Here is a 25,596-nt window from a genome sequence, read left to right as displayed (position 1 = left end):
AGATCGAAGCAACGCGTAGTGTTGGTTCTGTTCCCGCCGTTTATCAGGTTTTGAGCCCGGAACAAAAATCCAAAGTGATTTTTGTCACAGGCTCAAAAAAGTCAAAAAGCGGCCAGCCCAAATAGCTTCATGATGTTGGATAATTTGTGCCGCGGTTAAATGCCCATTATCCAAGGTGGAAGTGGTTTTCGGTGTCATCAAACACGTATAGCCTAAACCATGAGCCATCCGAATTGTAGTGTCCACACAAAACTCGGTTTGGACACCAGCAATTTCTAACGTTTGAATGGCTTGTTCCGTCAATAAATCATTTAAATTTGTTTGGTAAAAGGCATTCGCATGTGTTTTGCGGATGAAAAAATCTGTAGGTTGTGCATCCAGTTTTTCAAAAAGTTGCCAAGAGTCTGAGCCAAAAGGTAATTCGGTTTCTTCATGTTGAACAAAAATAATGGGCGCATGGTGTTGGCGGTAGACAGCAATACGCTGATTGACTTTATCCAACACTGCTGGTAGACGGTACAATTGCTGCGTCGGACTTTCGATGCCTTTTTGAAAGTCAATTAAAAGTAATGCACGATTTTTCATGAGCAATCCCCACTTTCTATAAACTAGTTGTTTTCAGTATAACGGAAAAAGGCGCTCTCTAAAAGTGTCTCGAAAATTCCCAAGCGAACGTTCAAAAAAACAGCATATTTACTCGTTTTCCTATATAATAGTAAGAGAAACAGATAGTTTGTAGAAAGAAAGGCGACAAGATGAATTATAGAGAATTAATGCAAAAGAAAAATGTTCGTCCTTACGTATTGATGGCTCGTTTTGGTTTAGAAAAAGAAAACCAACGTAGTACACGAGAAGGGCTTTTAGCGACAACTGATCATCCCACGGTTTTTGGTAACCGTTCTTATCATCCATATATTCAAACAGATTTTAGTGAAACACAATTAGAACTAATCACGCCTGTAGCAAATAGCGGCACAGAAATGCTTCGTTTTTTAGATGCCATTCACGATGTGGCTCGTCGTTCGATTCCAGAAGATGAAATGCTGTGGCCATTAAGTATGCCGCCACAATTACCAACAAAAGATGAAGAGATTAAAATTGCTAAATTAGATCAATATGATGCGGTGTTATATCGTCGTTATTTGGCAAAAGAGTATGGCAAACGAAAACAAATGGTCAGCGGAATTCATTTTAATTTTGAATATGACCAAGCCCTGATTCAGCAATTATATGATGAACAATCCGAAGTGACAGATTGCAAACAATTTAAAACGAAAGTGTACATGAAAGTTGCCCGTAACTTTTTACGTTATCGTTGGTTAATTACGTATCTTTTTGGGGCTTCGCCAGTTAGTGAAGACGGCTACTTTAGGGTCTACGACGACCAACCGCAAGAACCTATTCGCAGTATTCGGAATAGTACGTATGGCTACAGAAATCATGACAATGTGAAAGTATCGTATGCCTCATTGGAACGCTATTTAGAAGATATTCATCGCATGGTGGAAAATGGTTTACTTTCTGAAGAAAAAGAATTTTATGCGCCTGTGCGCTTACGTGGCGGGAAACAAATGTCTGATCTGCCTAAAACAGGTATTCGCTATATCGAGTTGCGTAATTTAGACTTAAATCCTTTTTCACGTTTAGGCATTGTGGAAGATACCGTGGATTTCTTACATTATTTCATGTTGTATTTATTGTGGACAGATGAAAAAGAAGAAGCGGATGAATGGGTGAAAACTGGGGATATTTTTAATGAACAAGTGGCTCTTGGTCATCCTCATGAAACGATTAAGTTAATTGCAGAAGGCGATCGGATTTTTTCAGAAATGATTGATATGTTAGATGCTCTAGGCATTCGCAAAGGCAAAGAAGTTGTCGGTAAGTATTATCAACAACTGCGGAATCCACAAGACACCGTTTCTGGCAAAATGTGGACGATTATTCAAGAAAACTCCAACAGTGAATTGGGTAATATTTTTGGAAACCAATATCAAAGTATGGCCTTTGAACGCCCTTATCAATTAGCTGGTTTCCGTGAGATGGAATTATCCACACAAATTTTCTTATTTGATGCGATTCAAAAAGGTCTGGAAATCGAAATTTTAGATGAACAAGAGCAATTTTTGAAACTGCAACATGGCGAGCACATTGAATACGTCAAAAATGCCAACATGACTAGCAAAGATAACTACGTGGTACCATTGATTATGGAAAACAAAACCGTGACAAAGAAAATTTTGTCTGCAGCAGGTTTCCATGTGCCTGGCGGTGAAGAATTTTCATCTTTTATTGAGGCACAAGAAGCACATTTGCGCTATGCCAATAAAGCGTTTGTCGTGAAACCAAAATCAACGAATTACGGTTTAGGAATTACCATTTTTAAAGAAGGCGCTTCGTTGGAAGACTTTACGGAAGCGTTACGGATTGCTTTTAAAGAGGACACAGCGGTTTTAATTGAAGAATTTTTACCTGGAACAGAATATCGGTTCTTTGTGTTAGATAATGATGTAAAAGCCATCATGTTGCGCGTGCCAGCCAATGTTACCGGAGATGGCAAACATACTGTAGAAGAATTGGTGGCCGCTAAAAATAGTGATCCATTGCGGGGAACCAATCACCGTGCACCACTAGAATTAATCCAGTTAAATGATTTAGAAAAACTAATGTTGAAAGAACAAGGTTTAACTATCTATTCTGTGCCAGAAAAAGAGCAAATCGTGTACTTGCGAGAAAATTCTAATGTTAGCACGGGCGGGGATTCGATTGATATGACCGATGTCATTGATGATAGTTATAAACAAATCGCCATTGAGGCCGTAGCTGCTTTAGGAGCCAAAATTTGTGGCATTGATTTAATCATTCCTGACAAAGACGTAAAAGGCACACGTGATAGCTTAACGTACGGGATTATCGAAGCAAACTTTAATCCAGCCATGCACATGCATGTGTATCCTTACGCTGGAAAAGGACGCCGTTTAACAATGGACGTTTTAAAACTTTTATACCCAGAAGTGGTTCAATAAAAAAGAATACCGCCAAAAAATTCATAATAGATTTTTTGGCGGTATTCTTTATAAAAACGTTTTCTTGGTGAACCCAATAGGTTATACTAAAACTATTACCAATGAAAGTTGTATGACGGTGGCTCTGAGTTAGAGAGGCAGGTGATGCCTATGTGTATCCGATGCACTTTAACGAAAGGAGCATTTTTTTTGTCAATCGAAGCGACATTGGAATTGATGATTAGTTTTGCAACCCTTGTTGCGTTACTGATTTTCGGTATCCTTGAAGCAACGAAAAACGATAAAAAATAACCGTTCATAAGCTTGACAGGCCGAACGGTTAAACAGTAATAAAAACTTAACTCAGTAAGCCACCAGTTCTTATAACTGGCGCTGGTATAAAAGAGAGGTATGTACCCGCATACCTCTCTTTTTCATTTTCATAATAGCATAATTCTATTATAAATGGAAGCGCTCATAACTTTCCTTGAGCTTTTTATGAGTGAAATAGTTTTTGCCAAAAGCCTTTTTTAGCTGTTGGCTCTTCTTTTGGCGTTTCGGTTGCTTGAGGATATTTTTCTGTAACGTCAATCACAGGTTCATCGACTGCATGTTTTTCAGCTAACAGTAAGCCGAGAGAGTCAGGGTTGTTCTCCACAAAATTGTTAACAATCTTAAAGGTTGCGCCATGCTGATTTAATAATTTAATATAGGTACTTTGCAGGTCAGAAGAGATTTCGCCATTTAAAAGTACTGTAACTTCAGGATGCTTCGCTAATTCTTCTAATAAATGTTTTTGGTTCTGTGCATCTTTCATTTCAGCGACGGTCATGGAGAGACGGCAGCGTTCACGAAATGTGCCCATGTATTTGTGTTGTTCTTCAGGATTAACGAGGGGCGTACCGTACATTCCTTTATCCAGACGTTGTTGTAAGTCATCATTCGCCATTCAGTAACACTCCTTTCCTAACGTTTCCCTCCATTATAGCATATCTTAGATAAGTCGTTGGTCAGTCGGCTTGAGAAGAAGTTTTTAATAAAGGAAAAAAAGTGGTTGCATTTGTGATGGTTTTCTCATACACTGTAACTAAGAATGAGAATCATTCTCAATTAAATAAAAATGGAGTTTTCTCATGAAAAAGATTGGTTTGTTTGTTCTACTATTACTTTTCAGTTTATTGTCATTAGTGATAGGGGTGAAGGACATTGCACTTTCTCAGTTGTTTCAATTAGATGCGCAGCAACAATTTGTTTTATTTACCACCCGTGTTCCCCGCACGTTGAGTTTAATCATTGCTGGTAGTACGATGAGTATTTCTGGATTGATTATGCAGCAACTCACACAAAATAAATTTGTCGCTCCTAGTGTCGCTGGAACAACCGATAGTGCAAGGTTGGGTATTTTAGTCGCAATGTTATTTTTCCCAACAGCTCCGTTTCTCTATCGAACGGCAATTGCTTTTATTTTTGCGCTAAGCGGGACCTTGTTATTCTTAGCGCTCATTCGATTATTACCAAGTAAGAATCAAGTGATGGTCCCTTTGGTGGGCGTGATGTTTGGTAACATTCTAGGCTCAATTGCCACATTTTTTGCCTATCAATACCAATTGGTTCAAAATATGTCTGCTTGGTTACAAGGAAATTTTTCCACAGTTATGAAAGGGAATTATGAATGGTTATTCTTAATGATTCCTTTGTGGTTTGTTATTTATTTATTTGCTTATCATTTCACTGTCGTTGGTATGGGTGAAGCATTTGCAAATAGTCTTGGCGTCCATTACCAGCGAATTCAGTTTTTAGGTTTGACGCTGGTTGCTTTAGCAAGTGCCATCGTTTTATTGATGGTGGGGAATATTCCGTTTTTAGGGGTTGTGATTCCTAATCTCGTGTCTTTACGTTATGGCGATCATATGAAAAATACCTTGTGGTTAACTGGGATTTGCGGGAGTTTGTTCTTGTTAATCTGTGATATTTTAGCACGAGTATTGATTGCCCCCTATGAAATTCCTGTCAGCGTGGTTGTCGGAACATTAGGGAGCATTTTGTTCATTTTATTATTACTAAGGGGGCGCAAACAATGAAACGGCCTTTAAAAAAATGGCTTTCATTACTTTTGCTTTTAGCTGCCGTAGTAATTGTGAGCCTTTGTTATTTAACTTATAACACGTATGGCAATTGGTCCTTTGCTTTGGCGTTACGAGGGAAAAAGTTATTGGCTTTTATTTTTGTTGGAATCGCTGCGGCTTTTTCAACTATTAGTTTTCAAACAGTCACGCAAAATCATTTCCTAACGCCAAACATTTTAGGGATGGATTCCTTGTATGTCTTTGTGCAGACGGTGTTATTTTTTCTTTTAGGAGGCGCACAAGCGTTAGGTCAAGTAAGTCTTGGGTCGTTTTTGATGAACGTCTTTTTAATGGTGTTTTTAAGTACTAGTTTATCGTATTTTCTATTACGCAAAAATCAATCCGATTTATTTTTATTATTGATGATTGGCATGATTTTAGGTACTTTTTTCAGTAGTATTAGTACGTTTTTACAAGTGATTATGGATCCTAACGAATACGACTTACTCCAAGGAAAGTTGTTTGCCAGTTTTGGTAACGTCAATAGTCAGTATCTCGTTTTCGTTGGTGTGGCGGTACTCATAATTTGTGGGATACTTTGGCGGGAAAGTTACCGTTTAGACGTTTTACATTTAGGGAACCATCAAGCCCAGAATTTGGGGATTGCTGTGAATCAGTTTCAATTAGTGTTGTTGTGTTTGATCAGTAGTCTGGTCGGCTTATCAACAGCATTAGTGGGACCGATTACATTTTTAGGTTTTATCGTGGCCAATATGAGTTATCAATTCATGAAAACCTATCGCCACCGAGAACTGTTTGTGGCAGGGAGTTTAATAGCAGTCTTTTTACTGGTGTTCGGCCAATTGATGGTTGAACAGGTCTTTCATTTGAATACCCCGCTCAGTGTCGTGATTCAATTTGTTGGGGGCGTTTATTTTATATGGAAAATTATTGCAGAAAGGAAGCAACGCACATGATCCAGATGAGTGATGTATCAAAAAAATATGGCGATAAATTTGTCGTTTCAGACATTGATTTACCTATTTCTGAAGGCAAATTAACGGCCTTTATTGGGCCAAATGGCGCTGGGAAAAGCACGCTGCTAGCCATGATGAGTCGTTTAATTCCCAAAGATACCGGGGAAATTTATCTGGACAAGCAAGAAGTAAAAACCTGGAAGCAATCAGCTTTTTCACAAAAAATTGCCCTTTTAAAACAAGCCAACGGTGTACAACTTAAATTAACTGTGCGAGAACTAGTCAATTTTGGCCGCTTTCCTTATTCCAAAGGTCGCTTAAAAAGCGCTGACCATGAAAAAGTAACAGAAGCACTGGAACAATTGGGCTTAACTGAAATGGCGGAAGAATACATTGATACCCTTTCTGGAGGGCAATTACAACGGGCGTATATTGCCATGATTTTAGCCCAAGATACCGATTATATTTTATTGGATGAGCCCTTAAATAACCTCGACATGAATTATGCGGTTCAAATGATGCAGATTCTTAAACGCTTAGTAGATGAACTAGGAAAAACGATTCTGATTGTTCTACATGATATTAATTTTGCCGCAAGCTATGCAGATGAAATTGTCGCCATGAAAGGCGGAAAGCTCTATGCGCATGGCGCAACAGAAGAAGTTATTCAAACAAGTATTTTAAATGATCTTTATGAAATGAATATCCGGATTTGTGAAATTGAAGGAAAACGCTTTTGTCTTTATCACTAAATCGGGCAATTTAAAAATAACGTTTTTGGAGGAAAAGAATGAAAAAGAAATTTTTAGCAATGATGGCAGTTTCAATGATGGGACTGTTGATGTTAAGTGCTTGTCAAACAAATAAAAAAACAGCAGATTCTGCAACAACAGAAACAACAGCTAAAACGGAAGTCACAGTCAAAGACACCAATGGTCAATTAACCGTTCCCAAAAATCCTAAGAAAGTCGTTGTTTTTGATAATGGTTCCTTGGATACAATGGATGCACTAGGTGTCGGTGACCGCGTGGTAGGTGCGCCAACTAAAAATATCCCTGCGTATTTGGAAAAATACCAAAAAGTTGAATCAGCAGGCGGCATTAAAGAACCAGATTTAGAAAAAATCAATCAACTAAAACCAGACTTAATTATTATTTCTGGTCGTCAACAAGATTATCAAGAACAATTAAAAGCCATTGCGCCAACCATTTACTTAGCTGTAGATGCCAAAAATCCTTGGGCATCAACGAAACAAAATATCGAAACGTTGGGCACTATTTTTGATAAAGAAGAGGTAGCTAAAGAAAAAATAACTGGCTTAGAAAAAGAAATTGCTGACGTGAAAAAACAAGCAGAAGCTAGCGCGAATAATGCGCTTGTTGTGTTAGTTAACGAAGGACAACTTTCCGCTTACGGAAAAGGCTCTCGTTTCGGTTTAATTCATGATACATTTGGCTTCAAAGCAGCAGACGATAAGATTGAAGCTTCCACTCATGGGCAAAGTGTTTCTTACGAATATGTTTTAGAAAAAAATCCTGGGATTCTCTTTGTGGTAGATCGCACCAAAGCAATTGGTGGCGACGATTCAAAAGATAACGTCGCTGCAAACGAATTGATTCAAAAAACCGATGCTGGTAAAAATGATAAAGTCATTATGCTTCAACCAGATGTTTGGTATCTAAGCGGTGGTGGATTAGAATCAATGCATTTGATGATAGAAGATGTTAAAAAAGGATTAGAGTAAAATTGTTTTAGAAAAGAGGGATTGAAACCTCTTTTCTTTTTTTGATGAAAATCAAAAAAGTTTTAAATTAAAAATGTGGTTGACGGCCTCGAAAATGTTTGCTAAACTATCCGTAAATCAGTATGATTGATGAAACAAATAAAAGAACAAAATGTGATGAGAAGGAAAGTACTTTTTAAAATAGCTTGCAGAGAGCCTCGTTTGGTGAGAAGAGGTAGTGACGTTAAAGGGGAAAATGGCCTTTGAACAGGTTGGTTGAAGCCGTTTGCTTAAACCAATTCAGGTGCGCCTGTTATAGCGCTACAGTATGATTGTACTGGAAACGAGCGGATCTTTTTTAGCGAAGAGATCAACAAAGGTGGTACCGCGATTGCATAAGCATTCGTCCTTTTTAGGACGAATGCTTTTTTTATTTGTTTAAAAAATATGAGGGGGCAACAACATGAAATTGGGGAAAAAAGTAGTAGGTTTGATTGCAACAGGGTTTCTTTTAGCCGCATGTGGCGGAACCAAAGAAGCGGCAGAGAAAGTAGATTCGGGAAATTTAGCAGCTGAACAAAAAATCAGTATTAGTTCACCTGCACCAATCTCAACATTGGATACAACACAAACAACAGATAAAAATACCTTTACAATGGCACAACATTTATTTGAAGGCCTTTATCGGTTTGATGATGATAGTGCCACGGTGCCAGCTCTAGCTAAAGATGTCAAGATTAGTGACGATGGACGCAAGTACCACTTTACCTTGCGGGAGGGGATTAAGTGGAGCAACGGCGAGCCAATCACGGCCCAAGATTTTGTTTATTCTTGGAAAAAACTGGTGACACCAGCGACGATTGGACCGAATGCCTATTTACTAGACAGTGTTAAAAATAGTTTTGAAATACGCAACGGTGAAAAGTCAGTCGATGAATTAGGGATTTCAGCCCCTAATGACAAAGAATTCATTGTTGAATTAAAACAGGCCCAACCTTCCTTCTTAGCAGTCGTTTCGATTGCTTGGTTAGCGCCACAAAGTCAAAAATTTGTCGAAGCGCAAGGCAAAGATTACGCCTTGGATAGTGAACATTTACTTTATAGCGGGCCATTTACGCTAGCCAATTGGGATGCGACTTCAGATACTTGGACATTGAAAAAAAATCCAGAATACTATGATGCGGATCAAGTGAAACTGGAAGAAGTTGCGGTTAGCACAATCAAAGAAGATAATACTGGGATTAATTTATATCAAGCGAATGAACTAGACTTAGTTCGCATTAATGGACAATATGTTCAACAATATCAAGAGGATCCAGGCTATGTCAGTCATCCAGATGTGGCCAACTACTTCTTAGATTTCAACAAAAAAGAAGGAACGCCATTAGCGAATGTTCATTTACGAAAAGCGATTGGCCAAGCAATTGATAAAGAAGCCTTAACACAAAGTGTCTTAAACGATGGGTCAAAACCCCTCAACGGATTGATTCCAAGTAAACTTTATGCGAATCCAGAAACAGATGAAGATTTCCGAGCTTACAGTGGCGAGTATTTGAAAAATGATGTCAAAAAAGCCCAAGCTGAATGGACGAAAGCCCAAGCGGATGTCGGTAAAAAAGTGAAACTTTCCTTGCTGGCGGCAGATACAGATCAAGGAAAACGAATTGCTGAATATGTTCAAAGTCAGTTGCAAGAAAATCTGCCAGGTTTAGAAATTACCATTTCATCGCAACCAAGTAATAATGTGAACCAATCGCGACGTGAAAAAAATTATGAGTTGTCTCTTTCAGGATGGATTGCCGGCAGTAGTGAATTAGACTCTTACTTTAACTTATATGCAGGAGAATCAAGTTACAATTATGGCAATTATCATAATGCCAAATACGACCAATTGGTAGAAGATGCACGAACGATTAATGCCAATAATCCAGAGAAACAGTTTGCAGAATACAAAGAAGCGGAAGACATCTTGTTGAACCAAGATGCTGCCCAAGTACCGCTGTATCAAAGTGCCTCAAATTATCTAATCAATCCTAAATTGAAAGGCATTAGTTATCACTTGTATGGGGATTATTTCCACTTGCGCAATGCCTATTTAACAGAATGATTCAGGAAGAAGGAGCAAAAAATGGAAAAATTAGTCGAACGATTTTTAACTTACGTGAAAGTTAACACCCGTTCAGATGCCAACAGTCAAACCACACCGACGACGGTCGGTCAAGTGGTTTTAGCCAAAATGATTGAAACAGAACTTCATGAATTAGGCTTGGCCGATGTGCATTATAACGAAAAAAACGGCTTTTTAACGGCACGGTTGCCGGGTAACCAACCTGCAGCGAAGAGTATTGGGTTGATTGCACATCTGGATACGGCGGATTTTTCAGCAGAAAATATTCGTCCCCAAGTCATCACTAATTATGATGGCCAAGATGTCCTCTTGAATCAAGAACAAGGCATCGTTTTATCGGTTGCTGAATTTCCCAATTTAAAAGAGTATCAAGGGGAAACGTTGATTACTACAGACGGAACCACACTTTTAGGAGCAGATGACAAAGCGGGAATTGTCGAGATATTAGCTGCTATTGAGTATTTTTTGGCACATCCAGAAGTAGCGCGGGGGGATGTTTGGCTCGCCTTCGGTCCAGATGAAGAGATTGGACGCGGGGCCGATCAATTTGATGCGCCGAACTTCCCAGTCGCTTTTGCGTATACGATTGACAGTGGCCGCGTGGGGCATTTCGAGTATGAAACGTTTAACGCTGCTCAAGCTGTGATAACAATTGAGGGAACCAGTGTCCATCCGGGAACGGCCTATGGTTCGTTAATAAATGCCATTAAATTAGGCGAACAACTTGATCAATCACTACCGCAAAAGGAAGTGCCAGAACAAACACGTGGAAATGAAGGATTTTATTTACTCAATAAATTTACAGGAAGTATTGAAAAAGCAGAACTTGTCTATATCATTCGGGATCATGATCAAGAAAACTTTCAAGCGAGAAAGCAATTTTTGGAAAAACAAGTCCAACGTTTAAATGCGCTGGCGGATAAACCCAGACTAACAATTACTTTCCAAGACCAATACTATAATATGAAGGAAATCATCGAAAAAGATTGGACTCCTGTAGAATTGGCCGTCCAAGCAATGGAAAGTTGTGACATTGAACCAATCATCACACCATTTCGTGGCGGGACAGATGGTTCTAAGATTTCTTTCATGGGCATTCCCACGCCTAATCTATTTACAGGTGGCGAGAATTTTCATGGGCAATATGAATTCATTACCGTTGAATCAATGGCCAAAGCTGTTCAGACGATCATTGCCATCATTCGCTTAAACGCTAATTAAAGAAACACGCAAGGGAAATGCCGATTTTCCTTGCGTGTTTCGCTGTTTTTCGGTAAAGTATGTAGAAAAGTAGGGAGTTTTGCTCATGAATTATCCATTGATTTTTGCAGAAAACCAACGAATCGAAACCGAACGCTTGATTTTAAGGTCCGTCACATTAGCCGATGCAGAGGATATGTACGAATATGCTTCAGATGAGGAAACGGTCCGCTATGTGTTTTTGAAAAACCAAACAATCGCTGAAACAAGACAAAACATTGCTAAATTTTTTATGGGGCAACCTTTAGGAAAATATGGGATTGAAGTGAAAGAAACGGGCAAAATGATTGGCACGATTGATTTGCGGGTCAATGAAACCAATAATATTGGAGAATTAGGCTATGTCTTGAACCGTGCCTTTTGGGGCAATGGCTACATGCCTGAAGCCGCGACGGCGTTAGTTGAACTGGGTTTTGCAAAAATGAAACTCATGAGAATCTTTGCTTTACATGATCAAGACAATCCAGCTTCTGGTCGTGTCATGGAGAAAATTGGTTTTACCTACGAAGGAACACTACCCAATGCTCGAATTAGTAAAGGGAAAATTGTCACAGATGTTTATCGTGGGATGACACTGGAAACATGGCAAAATCGACAAAAATAGAAGCGGAAGACAAGTTAAGAGAGGAATTAGAGAAATGTTGATGTTTACAGAAAAAGAATTCGCAGCCTTTGAAGTTGCTGGATTAGATGAACGAATGGCGGTTATCCGTGCGCAAATTCAACCTATTTTTCAAGAATTAGACACGTATTTTGCCGAACAACTAGCGCCTGAACTAGGAACGGAGTTGTTTGTCCATATTGCGCAACATCGCCGTCGCACCGTGTATCCGCCAGAAAATACTTGGTCAGCACTTAGTCCGAATAAGCGCGGGTATAAAATGCAGCCGCATTTTCAATTAGGCATTTGGGGCGACTATGTGTTTATGTGGTTGTCATTCATTGATAATCCTAAAAATGAAAAGCAGATTGCGCAAGCCTTTTTAGAGAATCAGCAATTATTCCAAGCATTACCAGAAGATACGTATGTTTCCTTGGATCATACGGTTCCTCAAATTACTCCGCTGCCAGAAACGGATTTAGAAAAAGCCTTAACTCGTTTTAGAGATGTAAAAAAAGGTGAGTTTGAAATTGGGCGCATCATTCCCAAAGATAGTGACTTGTGGCAAAACCCTGAAAAAGCACGCGCTTATATGTTGGCAACCTATCAACAACTCCTGCCATTGTATCAATTAGCTGTTGCCCAATAAGAGAAACAGACAGTTATTTTGTGTTTTAGTGTTATTTTATCGAATTATCCAATCGTCAAAAATGAGAAAAGCTCACAATGTTAGTTTTAATTACTAACATTGTGAGCTTTTCTGTAGTTTTTTTGAAAAAAATTAAGGGATGACTGGCTGATTTCTATGAAAAAGTACGTTTTGATAGCCTTTTTACTTAAATAACAAGAGTAGTAACCCTTGCTTAATAAGGGATTTTCGCGAATAGATGTTGTCAAATGAAAAAAATGATGTTTTGAACAAAGAGTTCTTTGCTATTATAAAGGTATGAAAAAGGTTGTTTACGCATTCTTTGTATAGAAGAATGTGAATGAGTTAAAAGGAGGTTTTTAAATGAAAAAAAAGCGTTATTTAATAATTGCGTGTTTACTATTTTCCCCTAGTTTTTTTATAAATGTTGAAGCATCTGAGGGTGGTTCTAGTTCGGTGGGAATTGAATTTTACCAAAATCCGGCAACACCCGCTCCTAAAGATGCCCCACCGAAAACAGATGAGCCAGCTGCTGATCCCAAGGAACCAGCTGGTCCTCCGCAAGGAGATCAACGAAGTGGTGGTTCGACACAGACCACCACAACTGGCTCGCAGCTCCCTCGTACAGGGAGCAAGAGTCAGGCAAATCTTAGCATTCTTGGTCTTGTCTTGATTGGTCTTGTCGGAATGGTCCAGAGAAAGAAGGGACGACATGAAGCAAACTAAGTGGCAACGATTAGCAACCATTGGCTTGTGTAGTTCTTTAGTGATTAACGCTTTTTCTGGCGTGACCGCAGTTGCGGAAGAAAGTAGTCCGACAGTAGCAAGTAGCGCTAAGGAAGCAACATCAGCAAGTAGCGCAACGCCAGAAAGTACGGAAAGCAGTCAAGAAACGACTGAAACGAGTCGGGAAGAAGTGACACAGGAAACAGTGGAACAAGAAGATACAACGGAAATAGCTCAAGAAGAAAATCTGCTGGAACCATCTGGTATTCAAGCGAAAATTATGCCTAGAGCATTTGTCTGGGCAGCTACAGGAACCACGAATAGAACCACGGTTCGTCTTAACGATGTAGTTGATTATCGAATGAAACTGGAAAATATTACAACAGATGATACAAATTCAGATATTGTTGGTCCGATTCGAATTGAATCAAAATTGGCAGCTGGAATGACTAGACCAACGTCAGTTATTATCAAAGTTGGCCCCGAGGAACAAAATGTAGTTATAGGAGAAGGCTCTCATAATGCCAATAGTGGTGGCGAATATTTTGTTTGGACAGAGTCGACTAGGACGGTCACTGCATTTATCAATCGTCTACACGGGCGAACTTCTGGAAATACTGGGTATATCAAAACATTGTATTTTCAGACAAGAATTACTTCGGGTACACACAACGAAAAAAAATATATCGATTCCACGATTCGATTTAATGGATTTGGCGCAGTGAATAGACGAAATGAAATGACGTATGTGGATAGATTTTCTGGTAACTTAGGTTTGAAAGGGAATTTAAAATTTTACGATGAGGATGGAGTGGCTAGTAAGGAACAAATGAGTCTTTCCATAAACCCAGTATTATTTAAATCAACCAATTCGAGAGTAGAAGGGACGCTGTTAAGATATCCTTTAACTATGACAAATGCTGGTAGTGGGCTTTATAGGTTTGATACAGGACTAAAAAATATAGGTACTAGTAACGGGGGTTCGTGGTTTTTCTTTAGTAACGATATTGCGATTAATTTTGCTACAGCTACCACCAATAGAATTGATAAAATTGTGTTAGCACCACCTAAAGCAACACTTCCAGACAGCCGAACAGGTGTGATGACTTCCAGAGCGTACACATCAACAACTTATACGAGAAGTAACTATGATATTTCAACATATAACTTTACTAAAGCGACTGGTAAGACATGGCGTATAACGAATCGTAGTTCTAATAGCGGAGTAAGCACCAATATTATGTTTAGTGACAATCTTGTAGGAACAACAGGACAGTTCAATAAAGGGAATTCTGGTGCTACTATTAATTATTATATTTATTACAAAAAGCTTTATGAGAATTTTGTTAATAGTAACGGACAAAAAATTACACCACCATCAGGATTCACACAAGGAAAGCGAACGGTTATTAATAGTGAAGCGTACACTTTTAAACAAAGTGGCACCTTGCCAGATACCTATCAAGCAGACGGCAAAACCTATAAGTTCAAAGGTTGGTACAAAGGCAAAACCAAGCCAAACACCTTGACCACCACCAAAGCACCAAGCTATGCGGTGACTTATAACAATGATGATGATTTGACGGTGGTGTATGAGGCGATTGAGTTTTTTGACTTCCCAGCGCTGACCTATCAATTCGGGTTCGTGGACGAGTCTGGCAAACGAGTAGATGCTTCAACAATTGGGTTGACTTATGACAAATGGCGTGGGGAGTTGTTAACAAATAATGTCAATGACTGGAAAACAGTCAGTCTTGAAAAAGGTCAAGTTGCACCAACCAAAAACAATTTGAAGGAAATTGCTTATCCTGCGCAATCTCTTGAAATACTGAGTGATCGAAGTACACAATATAGTGCGGCTAATTTAACCTTTACACTGCCCAAATACTATGGGAAAATCAGTGTTTATAACAAGAGTGGTACTTTTGATGCAGGCTACCTGTTTCCAAATATCCAAAATAATAATAGTTCAGAACCATCTGTTGAAGGCTTACACAAAAATCTTTCTAGCTGGTTTGAACTAAAGAAAAGTGGGAACCAATCGTTTGTTTTTAACAAACCGATTCCAGCAGCACCAATCGATGTTCAGGTGCCTGCTTACTTGCGAGAGATTGTCTATAATCCCGATCTGATATCAAATACAGCCGTCTATTATGTAATAGATAAACCTGTCTACTACTATTTAACCAACCGCAAAGTCACCGAAAACTTCGTAGACACAAGCGGTGCCAAAATTACACCACCAACAGGTTTCACCCAAGGAAAACAAACAGCGATTACCAGTGACCCATACACCTTCAAACAAGCAGGTACCTTACCTGATACCTACACAACAGGCGGTAAGACCTACAAGTTCAAAGGCTGGTACAAAGGGAAAACCAAAACCGAGCCTTTAACCACGACGAAAGCACCAAGTTATGGGGTAACCTATAATGATAATGATGATTTGAATGTGGTGTATGAAGAAGTAACAGCTGTTTATCCAGGGTTCTATGCGCAATTTGTTGATGAACAAGGCAAAGCTTTTACTAATTCGCTAACTCTTTCTGGAAATTATACTGAGTTTCTCAGAAAGACAGGCACTACTGTTTTTGAAACGAAGGGCGCCTTTTACCCAATGGTAGGTAAGCGCGATACAACAGTGACAAATAAGTATAAGATTGAAACAACGAGTAGTGTTGCAGTACCAAATAATTATTGGACAGCCATGCCTGCTGACATTGCTAATAGAGGGTACGCATTAAATAACTTGGATATTACCAATCAAATGAAATATGTTGACAAGATAGAAACTACTGACACGCACACTACAATGTACGATTATACTGGAGTTTCGGACATTGGGGGCAAACCAAACAATACTTCTCAGACAGAATTAAATCCTATTGATAAAACATTTGTTAAGCAAACAGATAACACTTTTGCGATAAAATCAATTTGGGGAAATGGAACGTTTTCGCATATAGTTCCCAAAATGTTATTGTTAGCAGAAAGTGGCAGTTTTTCAAGATTATTCGGGTTTGATGGTACTCCAGACTACAAGCAAACCGTAAACTACAAAGTCACTCGTAAACAAGTCACCGAAAACTTCGTGGACACCAACGGCACTAAAATCACGCCACCAACAGGATTCACGCAGGGGAACCAGATTCCCATGACTAGCAACACCTTCAAGTATACAGCCGAAAAAGCCTTGCCAGCAACTTATACCGCAGGTGGCAAGACCTATACTTTCCAAGGCTGGTACAAAGGTAAAACCAAGCCTACTACTTTAACAACCAGCACTACGCCAACATACAATACAACCTTTGATGGCAATGACGACATGACGGCGATGTATAAGGAAGAAGTGCCGAAAGCAAGTGTCGCTTTAACTCGCACTACCGCTGAAACCGTGACTAGCGGCGGCAATGTCACCTGGCGTGCCACAATTACCAATACAAGCCAAGCGCCACTAACCACGGCGACCATCAAGAAATCAACCGCTTGGACAACCGGCTTAGCAGCACCAACCGCCATGATTGTCACGCCAGCTGGCGGAACCGCAAAAACAGTTCCCGTCACAGCGACTACGTGGACCAATGGTGTTAGCTTAGGCACTGACATTCCCGTAGGAAAATCTGCCACGGTTCAGTTCACTACGAAAGCGACGGGGACAGCGGGGCAAGTCTTGCGCGCTGGGATTACCACCAGTGGGAATTACAGTGGTGTTTCTACTTCGGCCACCGTACGTGTGAAAGACAATGATCAAGCAATTGTAACACCAACGGCTGAAGGCTTCATCAGTGTTCCAACCTTCAATTTTGGTCAAGTTGACGTTGCTAGCGCTACAAAGCAACATGGCCTGAAAAAAGCCGCTGATTATTATGGCAATGGCACACGCAATCCCTATCTGCGAATCAAGAAAACCCAACCGAATTGGAGCTTAACGGCGCAGCTGTCACAACCAAAATCAGCGACAGACAGCTTGCCTACAGCGACCCGCTTATTGTTAGGGGCGGCTCCTGTTTCGAGTTTCTCAAATTACAACCAACCTACCGAGTTGAAAAATGCGGTCGGTACTACGAGTGCCATTAGTTTGAATGCCAACAACACGGCCACTAGGATTATTGCCAACCAGCAATTCACTGGGAGTAATATTTGTCAGTTGGACTTCACCTTCAACAATGTCAAACTTGAAGTGCCAGCCAACCAAGGAGTCAAAGGGCAACAATACCAAGCCGCAGTTACGTGGAACTTAGTTACAGGTCCTTAAAATAGTTAAGTTATCATGAGGAAAGCTCAAAATGTTAGTATCAAACACTAACATTTTGAGCTTTTGTTTATGTAAATTAAGGAATTTGGCTGAAAATCAGTAGCAAAATGGCAGATTCTCTTAATTTTCGAGTGTTTTTCCAGTGAAAAAGTGCTCTTCCGCCTTGGTATAATAGGAATCATCAGAAAAGTAGCTTAGCTGTAGCAAAATTTAAAATTTCAGGGCCGCCTTTTTTTTGATAGAATAATGGAGAAAATTAAAAGCTGTACATATACCAATGAACAATAAATCAATACATAAAAAGGAGAATAGCATGAATCAAAAATGGCAAAAGTTACTTCCAACAAGGAACTCACCTAAGAGGTGGTTCAGCACAAGCTATCACGACTGACCCTTGCGCCCTGTACGAAGGGACAAGGGGCAAGCAAATTTTAGCATTCCCAGCTTAGCCTTCATCGGCTTGGCGGGAATGGTACATAGAAAGAAGGGACGACATGAAGAGAATTAACTGGCAACGCTTAGCAACCATTGGCTTGTGTAGTTCTTTAGTGATTAACGCCTTTTCTGGCGTAACAGCCATTGCGGAAACAGTCACGAGTGAAAGTAGCCCGACAGTGGCAAATAGTATTAAGGAAGCAACACCAGCAAGTAGCACAACGCAAGAAAGTACGGAAAGCAGTCAAGAAACGACTGAAACGAGTCAGGAAGAAGTAACACAGGAAACAGCGAAACAAGCAGAGACAAAAGCGCCACTGGAAACACCAGAGATAAAAACAAACACAACAGAACAACCTGCAGAAAATAGTAGTGAAAATGACCGACAAACGAGTATTTCGCCACGTTGGGTGCCGAATAATCAAGTGATTTATCCGAGAATAACCTTGGCTTTCACTAATGAATCAGGGCAAGCTTTTACTGATGAAAACTTAACGTTATCAGGGATGTATACTAAATTTGGATATGAAAACGCAACTAGTTTATGGCGACCATATGCGGTTAATTATCCAATTACTTCTTCTAATGCAGGTAGTGGTCAATATCGAGTAGCTGTCAATGCAACGGTTCCTTTACCATACGATTTTTTCACAAATTTACCAGCAAATTACAGGATGAATATATACGCGGTTGAACAATTAAAGATTGATAACACGCTAAAGTATGTCGACAGTATTGTTGCTGTGCCCAATTCTACACTGAGGATGACCAGATATAGTGCACAACAAACAACTGAGTTACCGCAGTTTGGAAATCATATGACTCCTTTTGTATTACGCACAAGAGATAGCGTGTTTTCTAAAAGCAGTGAAAATGTTTTCTCTCTAAACACGGATGGTAATGAATTTTTAAGAATCCTGAGTGTCGCCCCCATTGGCACTCCAGTAGAACCAGTATTACACGGATTTGATGGCACTGCAACGTACCGAGAAACACTTAATTACGTAGTCACTCGGAAACAAGTCACCGAGAAGTTCGTAGATGCTAACGGCGTAGCTATCACGCCGCCAACAGGTTTTACCCAAAACAAGAAAACACCAATGACTAGCAATGACTTCACCTTCAAACAAGCCAGTACTTTGCCAGACACCTATCAAGCAGACGGCAAAACCTACAAATTCAAAGGCTGGTACAAAGGCAAAACCAAGCCAAATACCTTGACCACGACCAAAGCGCCAAGCTATGCGGTGACCTATGATGGGAATGACGATTTGACGGTGGTGTATGAGGCGATTCAAGAAGGAAAAGGAATGTCATCTGTTCAGGTGATGAATAAGGCGATTCAGAATCCAGTGACTTTGCCTGATCGCATGTATCGTGTCCTATTTATCAATGAAACAGGGGGGCTGACATTTGCTGATCGTTATGGCTTTACTGGAGAATTAGTTGAGGTTGCGGATGGCAAAGTGACGCCAATTGGCCCAGTCCCGACTAACAATAATAGCGCAGTAAAAGAAATCACTATACCAGGTCGGGTTTTCGATACAGAAAGACCTACGCCGTTGCAATATGGAGTTCGCAATGCAACCTTTACGTTGCCCAAAATGTATAAAACCGTAACGTATCAACCTGGCCCAAATTATACAGGTACAGCCTACTCTATTCCAGAAACGTATCGTCTTAGTTTAAGAAGTGGTGTCAAAAGTGACATCGATACAACTGGATGGCGAATTGGTCTTGACCCGACAACAGATCCACAAAAGTTTACGATGAGCGGTATATACTGGTCATCAATGCCTACAAATGTTAGACTTGCAACACTATTAAGTGCGACTATTACTGGTAAAGGAGTAGAACCGAGTGTCTATACACTAGATGAAAATGCACGTATGTATCTTTACCTAGAAAATCGTCGTGTTACGGAAAACTTCGTAGATACCAATGGTACTAAAATCACCGCACCATCGGGTTTCGCCCAAGGGAAAAAAACAGTAATTACTAGTGATTCGTACACCTTTAAACAAAGCGGAGATTTGCCAGATACCTATAAAGTCGGCACGAAAACCTATCAGTTCAAAGGCTGGTACAAAGGTAAAAACAAACCAGACACCTTGACGACGACTAAAGCTCCCAGTTATCCAGTCACTTATAATGATGATGATGATTTGACGGTAGTCTATGAAGAAGTCGTGATGAAAACGTATAATTTACCAGCCAAAGATGTGTACTTTGGTTATGTTGATGAGGCAGGTAACCTATTGAATACAGCAGGCTTTTCTGTAGAAGCCGAATTAGGTGAAAGTGACGAAACTGAATCAACAGTATTAGGGAAAATCCAAGGAACTGATGAAGTGATGAGTAAATTAAAAAAATTATCGATTCCTGGCAAGTCATATGATTTCCCGATAGATAAGCTTAAGACATACGGTGCAAGGTCTGTTAATCATACAATTCCTAAACAATATAAGACAATGTCGATTACACCGCTAGCTACTTATACGGGAGATAAAACAAAGTATCCTATGACCAAAGAGATCCGGAAAAATATAGAAGCGCCATATACGGTTGTTTCTCAAGCTGACGGAGTAGAAGCCTTCAAATTAACTAACGCTGGAACTTTTTTTAGAACCAGACGAGCTTTTTGGACATGGGACCCGAATAACACGTTGTATGCTATGGGAATTTATTCAGGGACAGTCGGAAAAAACTATAACTTAGCTTCTCCAGAGGGAACAATCTACTATTATTTAGAAAACCGTCGTGTCACTGAAAACTTTGTGGATCCAAGCGGCGCTAAAATTACACCGCCAACAGGCTTCACGCAAGGAAAACAAACGGTGATTGACAGTGATAATTTCACTTACGCTAGTACGAAAGCCTTACCAGACACTTATACAACAGGAGATAAATCCTATAAGTTCAAAGGCTGGTACAAAGGTAAAACCAAACCAGGCACCTTGACAACGACTAAAACACCAAGTTACGCCGTGACTTACGACGATAAAGATGACATGACAGCGGTCTATGAGGAAGTCCAACCAACAGCAGAAATGACGGTTAGTCGGTTACTAGAAGTGATCCCAAATGAAGCTTCTATGATGTGGATAGTTAAACTAAAAAATACCAGTGAAGTTCCATTGACCAACGTTAAACTAGCACCAACGGCCAAATGGGCGGCAGGTATTTCACCACCAACACAATTAGCTGTTCGCATTGGTAATACACCAAATAAAATTATTACAGTGACGGCAGAACAATGGCAAGCAGGAGTTAACTTAGATATAGAGATTCCTGTGAACGGCGAAGCCTTAGTGACAGTGAACACAGCGAAAATTACGGGAGAACCAAGACAACTTTTAACCGCAGAAATGACAGCTAGTGGAAACTTTTCTGCAGTGACAGCTAGTAACTTTGTACGTATTCAAGGAGAAGATCAAACGATTACGCCAACACCAGTAGAAGAAGGTTTCATTAGTACACCAACATTTGATTTTGGGAAAATTACGATTAACAGTAGCACTAAGCAGTACGGACTGAAAAAAGCAGCTGATTACTATGGCAACGGCACACGTAATCCATATCTACGAATAAAGACAAGCCAACCTAATTGGCAGTTAACAGCACAATTGTCACAGTTAACAGCATCAGCTGATAGTTTGCCAACTAGTACGCGTTTATTATTAGGAAGTGCGGATGTTATAGCAATCGAAAACTATAATCAAGTCACAGAGTTAACAAATAAAGTTGGGGTTACGAAAGCCTTAACTTTGACGAGTGACGGTACATCTACACCAGTAATTCTTAATAACCAATTTACAGGTAATGATGTCTATCAATTAGATTTTGATTTTGCCAATGTGAAATTAGAAGTCCCTGCCAATCAAGGGAAAATAAATGAGAAATATCAAGGAACGGTGACGTGGAACTTAGTCACTGGACCTTAAAAAAATAGTAAACCGCCCTCAAAAAGTCTAACTTTTTGAGGGCGGTTTACTATTTTATGGAAAGCCAATTTTATCTAATGGATAATAACGAAAAGTCAAAACACCTTCCACGCTCGCTTGTTTAACAAAGCCAAAGTAACGACTGTCATCTGAGCGCGGGCGATTATCCCCCAAGACAAAATACATGCCTTCTGGAACGGTCAGGGATTGGGTGGCTTCTAAGGTCTCTAGCGTAAAATCTTGGGTATAATTTTCATTTTTAGAGACATTTCGTTTAGCACTTGCTAAGTAATCTTCACTGAGTGATACACCATTAATATAAAGGGTATCATCGCGATACTCGACTGTTTCGCCAGGTAAACCAATTAAACGTTTGGCTACTCGTTGGCCGTTGCGAGGACTGGGAAAAGCGATAATATCAAAGCGCTGTGGCTTTTTAATCGAGGTCACCCATAAACGGTCGTTGTTATGAAGTGTTGGTTCCATTGAAGAGCCGTTCACCGCAGCAGGGGAGAAAACATAGTGTCGAATCAGCAAGACAGCGACGACTAACAAAACCAACTGAACCAATCGTTTTAATAATGAGGACATGGACTTCACTCCTTTGTCCTTTTAGTGTACTACAGACAAGGAAAAGAAAAAAGTTTTCCCCTTAAGAAAGGTGTGCTAAAAAACGTTTCATAAAGCGTTGGCGAATTAAAATACCAACATAAGCAGCTGCGACAGCCTTGATGATACCAGGAATAATAAACGGAGCAAACCCGCCAGCGAAAGCGTTTGGCCACGGCAGATTTGCGGAATATTTCAACCAAATCATACCGAAAACTAAGGTAACTAAGGCGCCGGCAATATTTGCGATAATGGCCCAAGTATAGTTAAAGGTTGTTTTTTCTAAAATATAACCAGTTAATAAGCCGTTAAAGATAAAGCCGATTAAATAGCCGCCAGTTGGTCCAAAGAGTACACCGAACCCGCTAGACATCCCCGCGTAAACGGGTAAACCAATTAATCCTAATAAGAAGTAAATTAAAATAGCGTAGGTCCCCGTTCGCTTGCCCAAAACGGTAGCGGTTAAGCCGATGGCAAATGTTTGTCCAGTTAAGGGGACAATCCCCAATGGAATTGTAAATTGTGAAAGTACAGCAATAATCACAGCGAATTCTGCTGCTAAAATTAAAGAGCGTAACGATGCTTTATTCATAAGAAGCCTCACTTTCTATTGTTAACCAATTATTTTTATTTGGTTAACAATAGTTTAGCGGAAGTAAACAATTTTGTAAAGAGGGCAAAGAAAAAAACCTTGCCCAAGAAAGGCAAGGTTTTGAAAGAAGGTAAGAACCGTAGTTCGACCTTTTGAAATCTTAAAGTTTTTGGTTGTAGTATTCAACGACAAGTGCTTCGTCGATTTCTGGGTAAAGTTCATCACGTTCTGGTAAACGAGTGAAGCTACCTTCTAATTTTTCAGTGTCAAAGCTTACGAATGCTGGACGTCCAACAGTTGCTTCAACCGCTTCTTTAATTGTTGAGATGTTTTGAGATTTTTCACGAACACCGATCACTTGACCAACTTCAACGTGGTATGATGGAATATCAACACGTTTGCCGTCTACAGTGATGTGGCCATGGTTAACTAATTGACGTGCTTGACGACGAGTAGTTGCAAGACCTAAACGGTAAACAACGTTATCTAAGCGTTGTTCTAGTAAAACCATGAAGTTAACACCGTGTTTACCTTCTTTGATTTTGCTTGCTTTAATGAACAACGTACGGAATTGACGTTCGTTCATGCCATACATATGACGTAATTTTTGTTTTTCAGTTAATTGCATTCCGTATTCAGAAACTTTACCACGGCTGTTAGGTCCGTGTTGTCCTGGTTTGTAAGGGCGACGAGCTAGTTCTTTACCAGTACCTGATAAAGAGATACCTAGACGACGAGATACTTTCCATGATGGTCCAGTATAACGAGACATTAAAAATTCCTCCAATAAATAAATGTTTTTTTGGAGTAAAATAATTAGATGAAAAATTCATATTCGTTCAGTTCATTCTTCAACCTTCGCCTTTGCAGCCGCGGTTACGCAGTTGAACCAAGTTTGGCAATGAACTGTTGACGAGTTATTATTCTTCTGCTGCAATTATTTTACACAAAATCTAGTATACTTAATAGGATAGGAAACGTCAAGGTTTTAAAGTGAAATATGAAAAAAAGGTAGACAAAAACACTTTTCCTCATTAGAATAAGGGGAGATGTTTTGAAAATATAAGTTGAAAACGGAATGAAAGGGAGTTTACAATGAAGTCTGGTTCACCATTGTTTGAACAAATTGATAAATCCATCGACAAGAAAGTGAATTTATTCTCAAACAGCTTTTCCCGCTACGCTGTTCGTGCAATGCTTGCTTGTCTATTTTTAACGTTGGGAACAGCCGTTGCTTTTGCAATCGCAATTAAAGGAGAAGGAATTTCTCATGGTTTAGGGAAAATGCTTTACGCCTTCATGTTCAGTTGGTCACTTGTAATGATTTTATATATGAATGCCGAACTTGGTACCTCGAATATGTTGTACATGACTGTTGGGGTCTATCGTAAAAAAGTCAACTTTTCCTTAGCTGCAAAAATTTTATTTACCTGTATCTTATTCAATTTAATTGGTGGTGTCTTATTTGGTTTCTTGGTATCACTTACGGTGCCGTTCCAAGATTTACCAAAAGATAGTTTCTTCTTTACATCGATTGCTGGAAAATTAGAAAAAACCACCCTGCAAATTTTAGTTGAAGCTATGTTCGCCAATATTGTAGTTAATACAGCCGTATTAGTGAGTATGCGAATGAAAGATGATGCCGGCAAAGTCGCGGCCATTATTTTCATTATCTTTATCTTTGCTTTCCTTGGTTTTGAACACGTGATTGCCAACTTCCCAGCCTTCAGTTTAGCTTACTTTGCTTCAAACGGCGCAATTGAAGCTTTCACAGCTGGTAATGTTGTTCATAATCTGTTCTGGGCCTTTATCGGTAACTTTATCGGTGGTGGCTTAATTATGGGTCTCGGCTATGCCTGGTTAGATAAAGACAACAAAAACTTAACGTATTTTGATTAATTGACCAACCAACTATACTAAAACATGGTACACTGTTTTATTATAGTTTTTTTATTATAAGGAGCGAAGGAATGGACACACTTCAATTTCAGAAGAACCCAGAAACAGCAGCAAAAATGTCTGCTTATATGAAACATCAATTTGTTTTTGCAGGCATCCCCGCCCCAGAACGTCAAGCGTTAAGTAAACAACTTTTAAAAGAAAGTCATACGTGGCCAAAGGAAAAATTATGCCAAGAGATTGAGGCTTACTATCAAAAAACAGAACGAGAATATCAGTATGTCGCTATTGATTTAGCCCTTCAAAATGTTCGGAGATTTTCATTAGAAGAGGTCGTAGCGTTTAAAGCCTATGTTCCACAAAAAGCGTGGTGGGACAGTGTGGATGCTTGGCGAAAATTTTTTGGGTCGTGGGTGGCGTTGCATCTGACTGAATTGCCAACGATTTTTGCCCTTTTTTATGGCGCTGAAAATTTCTGGAATCGGCGTGTTGCGCTGAATTTACAGTTGATGTTGAAAGAAAAGACCAATCAGGACCTGTTGAAAAAGGCGATTATTTATGATAGAACTACAGAGGAGTTCTTCATTCAAAAAGCGATTGGCTGGTCATTACGCCAATATAGTAAAACGAATCCGCAATGGGTCGAGGAATTGATGAAAGAATTAGTGTTGAGTCCTTTAGCACAACGAGAAGGCAGTAAATATTTAGCGAAAGCGAGCGAATAAGG

The 25,596-nt window shown here is 39.7% G+C and carries 20 protein-coding genes and 1 other annotated feature; of the genes, 15 read left to right on the top strand and 5 right to left on the bottom strand.

The window, feature by feature from the left end:
* Nucleotides 1–84 precede the first annotated feature (84 nt).
* Nucleotides 85–585, bottom strand: coding sequence for a cysteine hydrolase family protein (locus tag IGK72_RS12240; RefSeq protein ID WP_023894564.1), 501 nt, complete (start codon nt 583–585; stop codon nt 85–87).
* Nucleotides 586–755: 170 nt separating this feature from the next.
* Between IGK72_RS12240 and gshAB the strand changes: the two genes are divergently transcribed.
* On the top strand, nt 756–3,026 hold the full coding sequence (gene gshAB, locus IGK72_RS12235) for a bifunctional glutamate--cysteine ligase/glutathione synthetase (protein WP_002368430.1): 2,271 nt from the start codon (nt 756–758) through the stop codon (nt 3,024–3,026).
* A 189-nt stretch (nt 3,027–3,215) separates the two neighbouring features.
* Nucleotides 3,216–3,317, top strand: a complete 102-nt coding sequence (locus IGK72_RS12230; RefSeq protein WP_021164442.1) for a putative holin-like toxin — start codon at nt 3,216–3,218, stop codon at nt 3,315–3,317.
* 184 nt (nt 3,318–3,501) lie between these two features.
* Here IGK72_RS12230 and IGK72_RS12225 read toward each other — a convergent pair whose 3' ends face one another.
* Nucleotides 3,502–3,954 (bottom strand): YueI family protein, encoded by a 453-nt coding sequence (locus IGK72_RS12225; RefSeq protein ID WP_002359057.1) that lies wholly within the window; start codon nt 3,952–3,954, stop codon nt 3,502–3,504.
* A 184-nt stretch (nt 3,955–4,138) separates the two neighbouring features.
* On the opposite strand from IGK72_RS12225, the gene IGK72_RS12220 reads away from it, so the two are divergent.
* From IGK72_RS12220 to IGK72_RS12170, 11 genes are all read left to right on the top strand, one after another.
* Nucleotides 4,139–5,086, top strand: a complete 948-nt coding sequence (locus tag IGK72_RS12220) for an ABC transporter permease (protein WP_002354960.1) — start codon at nt 4,139–4,141, stop codon at nt 5,084–5,086.
* Nucleotides 5,083–6,048 carry an iron chelate uptake ABC transporter family permease subunit gene (locus tag IGK72_RS12215; RefSeq protein WP_002367415.1) on the top strand — a complete coding sequence of 322 codons (966 nt, stop codon included), beginning with the start codon at nt 5,083–5,085 and terminating at the stop codon, nt 6,046–6,048. The genes IGK72_RS12220 and IGK72_RS12215 overlap by 4 nt, the downstream gene beginning before the upstream one ends.
* The gene (locus tag IGK72_RS12210; RefSeq protein ID WP_002354962.1) at nt 6,045–6,800 is read left to right on the top strand and encodes an ABC transporter ATP-binding protein; all 756 of its coding nucleotides are present in this window, start codon (nt 6,045–6,047) and stop codon (nt 6,798–6,800) included. The genes IGK72_RS12215 and IGK72_RS12210 overlap by 4 nt, the downstream gene beginning before the upstream one ends.
* 38 nt (nt 6,801–6,838) lie before the next feature.
* Nucleotides 6,839–7,792, top strand: coding sequence for a siderophore ABC transporter substrate-binding protein (locus tag IGK72_RS12205; protein WP_002375576.1), 954 nt, complete (start codon nt 6,839–6,841; stop codon nt 7,790–7,792).
* A 147-nt stretch (nt 7,793–7,939) separates the two neighbouring features.
* Nucleotides 7,940–8,185, top strand: a binding site (T-box leader).
* A gap of 49 nt (nt 8,186–8,234) precedes the next feature.
* Nucleotides 8,235–9,878 carry a peptide ABC transporter substrate-binding protein gene (locus IGK72_RS12200; RefSeq protein WP_023894563.1) on the top strand — a complete coding sequence of 548 codons (1,644 nt, stop codon included), beginning with the start codon at nt 8,235–8,237 and terminating at the stop codon, nt 9,876–9,878.
* Between the two features lie 21 nt (nt 9,879–9,899).
* Nucleotides 9,900–11,120 carry a peptidase T gene (pepT, locus tag IGK72_RS12195; protein WP_023894562.1) on the top strand — a complete coding sequence of 407 codons (1,221 nt, stop codon included), beginning with the start codon at nt 9,900–9,902 and terminating at the stop codon, nt 11,118–11,120.
* A gap of 85 nt (nt 11,121–11,205) precedes the next feature.
* Nucleotides 11,206–11,763 carry a GNAT family N-acetyltransferase gene (locus IGK72_RS12190; protein ID WP_070416079.1) on the top strand — a complete coding sequence of 186 codons (558 nt, stop codon included), beginning with the start codon at nt 11,206–11,208 and terminating at the stop codon, nt 11,761–11,763.
* Between the two features lie 34 nt (nt 11,764–11,797).
* Nucleotides 11,798–12,409: a YktB family protein gene (locus IGK72_RS12185; protein WP_002359064.1), complete on the top strand. Its 612-nt coding sequence runs from the start codon at nt 11,798–11,800 to the stop codon at nt 12,407–12,409.
* Between the two features lie 363 nt (nt 12,410–12,772).
* On the top strand, nt 12,773–13,135 hold the full coding sequence (locus tag IGK72_RS12180; protein WP_047648951.1) for an LPXTG cell wall anchor domain-containing protein: 363 nt from the start codon (nt 12,773–12,775) through the stop codon (nt 13,133–13,135).
* Nucleotides 13,122–17,390 (top strand): WxL domain-containing protein, encoded by a 4,269-nt coding sequence (locus tag IGK72_RS12175; RefSeq protein ID WP_430608814.1) that lies wholly within the window; start codon nt 13,122–13,124, stop codon nt 17,388–17,390. Before IGK72_RS12180 ends, IGK72_RS12175 begins: the two co-directional genes overlap by 14 nt.
* 494 nt (nt 17,391–17,884) lie before the next feature.
* Entirely contained in the window at nt 17,885–21,769 is a 3,885-nt protein-coding gene (locus IGK72_RS12170) for a WxL domain-containing protein (protein WP_070416081.1), read from the top strand.
* Nucleotides 21,770–21,823: 54 nt separating this feature from the next.
* Here the strand turns inward: IGK72_RS12170 and lepB are convergent, their stop codons facing one another.
* The 3 genes from lepB to rpsD form a co-directional block, all read right to left on the bottom strand.
* Nucleotides 21,824–22,360: a signal peptidase I gene (gene lepB, locus IGK72_RS12165; protein ID WP_002385230.1), complete on the bottom strand. Its 537-nt coding sequence runs from the start codon at nt 22,358–22,360 to the stop codon at nt 21,824–21,826.
* 61 nt (nt 22,361–22,421) lie between these two features.
* Nucleotides 22,422–22,970 carry a biotin transporter BioY gene (locus IGK72_RS12160; RefSeq protein ID WP_002354975.1) on the bottom strand — a complete coding sequence of 183 codons (549 nt, stop codon included), beginning with the start codon at nt 22,968–22,970 and terminating at the stop codon, nt 22,422–22,424.
* A gap of 160 nt (nt 22,971–23,130) precedes the next feature.
* A complete protein-coding gene (gene rpsD / locus IGK72_RS12155; protein ID WP_002365342.1) occupies nt 23,131–23,742 on the bottom strand; it encodes a 30S ribosomal protein S4 in 612 nt (203 codons plus the stop codon).
* A 323-nt stretch (nt 23,743–24,065) separates the two neighbouring features.
* Between rpsD and IGK72_RS12150 the strand changes: the two genes are divergently transcribed.
* Nucleotides 24,066–24,869: a formate/nitrite transporter family protein gene (locus IGK72_RS12150; protein ID WP_002365340.1), complete on the top strand. Its 804-nt coding sequence runs from the start codon at nt 24,066–24,068 to the stop codon at nt 24,867–24,869.
* 71 nt (nt 24,870–24,940) lie between these two features.
* Nucleotides 24,941–25,594, top strand: a complete 654-nt coding sequence (locus IGK72_RS12145) for a DNA alkylation repair protein (RefSeq protein ID WP_002354978.1) — start codon at nt 24,941–24,943, stop codon at nt 25,592–25,594.
* The last annotated feature ends 2 nt before the right edge of the window (nt 25,595–25,596 follow it).

Source organism: Enterococcus sp. DIV0183 (assembly GCF_050541505.1).
Classification (GTDB): domain Bacteria; phylum Bacillota; class Bacilli; order Lactobacillales; family Enterococcaceae; genus Enterococcus; species Enterococcus faecalis.
Note: the sequence above shows the minus strand (reverse complement) of the source record. Positions and strands in the feature narration are given on the sequence as shown.